This window comes from Candidatus Methylomirabilota bacterium (assembly GCA_036005065.1).
In the GTDB taxonomy this organism is placed as follows: domain Bacteria; phylum Methylomirabilota; class Methylomirabilia; order Rokubacteriales; family DASRDR01; genus DASYQW01.
Map to the genome: position 1 here is coordinate 1 of DASYQW010000178.1, position 4742 is coordinate 4742.

Consider the following 4742-nt stretch of genomic DNA (forward strand, 5'->3'; position numbering starts at 1 on the left):
GCACGGTCCGGAGGAAGACCTTCAGCGTGATGCCGTCCGTGAAGAACTGGCGGTAGTTGTCCAGGGTCCAGTCGAGCGTCGTGACCCCCCGGCGGTACGTCGCGAGGCTGGACACGAAGAGAACGACGAAGGGGATGAAGACCTCGGGATTCGAGACGACGACGCGCTCTCCGACCTCCTTCGACAAGACGTTCTTGTTACGGCGAGCCCTGCGAGGCCTTGTCCGCGAGAGCCTTCTGGCGGGCCTCGTTGCACAGGAAGTTGATGTATTGCTTGGCCAGCTCGGGGTTCCGCGCCCCTCGCGGAATGGTGTACGGGTTGTACCGCACGAACAACCCTTCCCTCGGGATCACGAAGTCGACCGGCGCCCCCTGGTCTCTCACGGCAAACGTCCGGCTGTTCCAGATGGGCGAGATCCAGGCCTCGCCGGTCCGCATCAGCTGCTCGGCCTGAGCCCCGGTCGCCCACAGGCTCACCAGGCTCGGGCGGAGGGCCGTCAAATGGGCAAACGTCTCGTCCGTCACCGGGAGCAGCTTGCCGGTATACGCGAGATTGACCATCTGGAGGGTCTGCTCGAAGAGCGCCTCGTTGAGGGCGACCTTGCCCTTGAAGGTCGGATTCCACAGGTCGCGCCAGCTCGTCGGCCGCTCTTTGATGAGCTTCGTGTTGTAGCCGATGCCGTAACACCACAGCGTCAGCCCGGGCCCATGATCGGTGATGAACTGCGGATAGAGATTGGCGTATTCGGGAATCTCGTCCCGACCGATCTTCATGACCAGGTTGTTGCGGACGGCGAACACGTAGTCGGTGAGCTGGAGCGGCATCACGTCCGCCTCCGGCTTGCCGGCGTCGATCAGCGCCTTGACTTTGGCCATCGGCGGCGAGCTACCCTGCATGGTGATCGTGTCGACCTTGACCCCGAACTGCTGCGCGAACGGATCGATCACCTGCTCCTTGAACACCCGGCCCAGGAATCCGTCGAAGTTGTAGATCACGAGCGACTTGCTTTCGGCCGCGCTCACTCGGCGTGAGAAGAAGTCGGGGAACGCGGTGATGGCCGCCGCTCCAGCGGCGGCGGTGAGGAACTTCCGACGCCCGATCCTCGCGCTCGAAGCGGCGTGCGCGCCCATGGTGTCCTCCTTCGTTCGCGGCCCCGCCCCGGAAAAACCCGCGTTGGATGCCCTGGTGTCCGGGACTGGGACAATCACGGGCGGTTCGGGAACCCGGGCGATCGGGGGAAAGGTGCCGGCCACGAATCTCGCACTCCCGAGGGCTTGGGCTCGAGGAATCAAGGCTGCCCAGAGTCTACGAGGGGGCGTGAAATCCTGTCAAGGATGAAGTCGCCGCGCTCGCCGTGCCGCGGCCGGGAAGGAACCGAGCATCTTCGCCGAGATGGGCCGCGGCTTCGGAGCCGCGAAGTGATGGAAGCCTCGCTCGAAGAGCTGAATCGCAGGGTCCGGAAAGTGCTCGTCGCGACTCACCCGCCGTTCGTGGCAGGAACCAGGGATCGCAAGTCGAGCCGGAGCTCCGGAGACTCTTCCAGGCCAAACAAATGGATCTGCGTCGCTGAGCTGGGCTACGGGGGACCGGGGCGGTCGAGGGGCGGGCCGCCTCCGACACGGCGTAACCCCTCGTCACCTAGGCGGTCTCGGGCCGCCGCCCGCGTGCTATCCTGGGCCTCGTGACGGCACCGGAGAGGGCGCGGACGCGGGCCGAGGAGCTGCGCCGCCTGATCGGGCACCACGATTTTCTCTACTACGTCGAGAACCGCCCCCAGGTCTCGGATGCCGAGTACGACGCGCTCGTCCGGGAGCTCCGCGACCTCGAGGCGCGATACCCCGAGCTGATCACACCCGATTCCCCCACCCAGCGGGTGTCCGGGCAGGTCGCCGACCTCTTCGCCCCCGTCGAGCACATGGTCGCCATGCTGAGCCTCGATAACGCCACCAGCCCCGAAGATCTCCGGGAGTTCGAAGCCCGGATCCGCCGGGCCCTGCCCGGGGCCGAGTTCACCTACGTCTGCGAGCCGAAGGTGGACGGTCTCGGGGTGGCGCTCCTCTACGAGGCCGGCCGGCTCGCTCGCGGGGCCACCCGGGGGGACGGCCGCGTGGGCGAAGACGTGACGGCCAATCTCCGGACCATCCGGTCGATTCCGTTGGCCCTCCGCGGGCCGCTCGCGGCCTGCCGGACCCTCGAGGTGCGCGGCGAGGTCTTCATGAGCCGGGCGGCCTTCGAGCGGCTCAACCGCGGGCTGGAGACGACGGGCGAGCCGGGGTTCGCCAATCCCCGCAACGCCGCCGCGGGCTCCGTCCGACAGAAGGACCCGTCGATCACGGCTCGCCGGCCCCTCGACATCTACGTCTACCAGGTGAGCCACGCGGAGCCATTCCCGTTCTCGATCCACTCCGACGTCCTGGCGGCCCTCCGCGAGGCCGGGTTCAAGACCAATCCGAAGAGCCGCCGCTGCCCGAGCATCGACGCGGCGATCGCGACGTGCCTGGAGCTCGAGGCCGAGCGCGACCGGCTCCCCTACGAGGCGGACGGCGTCGTGGTCAAGGTGGACAGCCTCGACGCTCAGCGGCGGCTGGGGGCCACCGCCCACCACCCGCGCTGGGCGATCGCGTACAAGTTCGCGGCCCAGCAAGCGGTCAGCGTCGTGCGGCGGATCGCCGTCAACGTCGGCCGCACGGGCGCCCTGACGCCGTCGGCCGAGCTCGACCCGGTCCGGATCGCCGGGGCCACCATCAGCCGCGCCACCCTCCACAACGTCGACGAGATCGAGCGCCTCGACGTGCGGGTGGGCGATACGGTCCTGGTCGAGCGGGCGGGCGACGTGATCCCTCACATCGTGCGGGTCATCAGCGAGAAGCGGCCGCCCGAGACCCAGAAGTTCGTCTTCCCCGACCGCTGCCCCGTGTGCGGCTCGGTGGCCTCCCGGCCGGCCGGCGAGGTCGTCGTGCGGTGTACCAACGCCGCCTGTCCCGCCCGGCTCAAGGAGGCGCTCTTTCACTACGGCTCGCGGGGAGCGATGGACATCGAGCACCTGGGAGAGGCGGTCATCGAGCAGCTCGTCGACCGCGACATGGTGCGGGACTTCGCGGATCTCTACGCGCTGACAGTTCCCCAGCTGGTCGGCCTCGAGCGCCTCGCCGAGAAGTCGGCGACGAACCTGGCCAACGCGATCCGTGGCTCGAAGACGCGGGGGCTGGGCCGCGTCCTCTACGCCCTCGGGATTCGATACGTCGGCGAGCGGGCCTCCCGGGTGCTGGCCGCGCACTTCGGCACGATGGACCGGCTGCGAGCAGCCAGCCAGGCCGAGATCGGAGAGATTTACGGCATCGGGCCTCGCATCGCCGAGTCGGTGCGACTCTTCCTCGACCAGCCTGCCAATCAGCGCATCGTCGACCGTCTGGCGGAAGTGGGCGTGGTGATGGAGGAGGCCGGGGCCGCCACCCCGGGTCCCAAGCCCCTCCAGGGCAAGACCTTCGTCTTGACCGGAGGGTTCGACCGCCTGAGCCGGGACGACGCCAAGACGCTGATCGTGCGCCTCGGGGGCCGGGTCACCTCGTCCGTCTCGCGCAAGACCGACTACGTCGTGGTCGGCAAGGATCCGGGATCGAAGGCCGAGGATGCTCGGCGCCTCGGGGTGGCGACGCTCGACGAGAGGGAGTTGTTGCGTCTCACCGGCGCGGAGCCCTAGAGCGTGTCGATGACATGAGCCGGGAGCGGGCCCTCGGTATCGCAGGCGGCGGACTCGTCGTCCTGGCCTTGACCCTGGCAGCGGGCCTCTTCTTCAAGGACCTGCTCCCGCTGCCCCAGCCCCGGCGCTACCTCGGCGGCGATTTCGCGATCCTCTTCTACACCGCCTTTCGTTACGTGGCCGAGGAGGTCGGCGCGGGCCAGTTGCCGCACTGGACGCCGTACGTCGGGGTGGGTTATCCCCTGCTCGCCGACATCCAGACGGCCGTGTTCTACCCGCCGATCCGGCTGCTGACGCTCGTCACCGGCCCCCCGAGCTACCTGGCGCTCGAGCTCTACGCGATCGCCCACTACGTACTGGCCGGCCTCGGCATGCTGGCGCTCGGCCGACAGGCCGGCCTGCCGCTCCTGGCCGCCAGCCTGGGGGCGGTGGCGCTGATGTTCTCCGGATTCTTCTGGGGGCACGTGGCCCATCTGGGGATCATTCAGGCCGCCGCCTGGCTCCCCTGGCTTCTGGCCGCCCACGCACGGGCGCTGGTGACGCGCTCGCCCGCCTGGCGGATCGCCGCCGGCGGCCTGCTCGCCCTCGTCGTCCTCGGCGGACACCCCCAGGTGGCCTTCTACGCCGGCGTGGCGCTGGGGCTCTCGTCGCTGACCGTGCTCCAGAGCCGCTGGCGCGGGGCCGACTGGTGGACACGTCTCCGGATTCCGGCCACCACCGGGGTGGTCGTGCTCCTGGGGCTGGCCCTGGCGGCACCCCAGCTCTTACCCACGCTCAGGGTGGCGCGGAGTGCCGCCCGATGGACGCCGAGCACGGACTTCCTGGCCATCGACACGCTGCCGCTCGAGCAGCTCCTCACGCTCCTCGTGCCGTTCGCCTACTTCGCCACCGACCGCTTCCTGTCGGCCGACGAGTTCGTTCTCTACGTCGGAACCGGGACGCTGCTTCTCGCCGCCGCGGGGGTGGTGCTCCGGCGGGACGTCTGGAGCCGGTATTTCGCGCTCCTCGCCATCGTGGGACTCGCGCTCGCCCTCGGCCCCCT

At 69.1% G+C, this 4742-nt stretch carries 4 protein-coding genes; 2 read left to right on the forward strand and 2 right to left on the reverse strand.

Annotated elements, in window-relative coordinates:
- Both VGW35_13215 and VGW35_13220 read right to left on the reverse strand, forming a co-directional pair.
- A partial coding sequence (locus VGW35_13215; protein HEV8308615.1) for a hypothetical protein occupies window positions 1–187 on the reverse strand: 187 nt, incomplete at its 3' end.
- A gap of 10 nt (window positions 188–197) precedes the next feature.
- The gene (locus tag VGW35_13220; protein ID HEV8308616.1) at window positions 198–1130 is read right to left on the reverse strand and encodes an ABC transporter substrate-binding protein; all 933 of its coding nucleotides are present in this window, start codon (window positions 1128–1130) and stop codon (window positions 198–200) included.
- A 551-nt stretch (window positions 1131–1681) separates the two neighbouring features.
- Here VGW35_13220 and ligA point away from each other — a divergent pair.
- Together ligA and VGW35_13230 are read left to right on the forward strand one after the other, a co-directional pair.
- Entirely contained in the window at window positions 1682–3700 is a 2019-nt protein-coding gene (gene ligA, locus VGW35_13225; protein HEV8308617.1) for an NAD-dependent DNA ligase LigA, read from the forward strand.
- Between the two features lie 14 nt (window positions 3701–3714).
- The coding region (locus VGW35_13230; protein ID HEV8308618.1) for a hypothetical protein at window positions 3715–4742 on the forward strand (1028 nt) is incomplete at its 3' end.

Coding starts and splice junctions, on each gene's coding strand:
- VGW35_13220 (HEV8308616.1), bottom strand. CDS start 1,130: ATGGGCGCGCACGCCGCTTCGAGCGCGAGGATCGGGCGTCGGAAGTTC.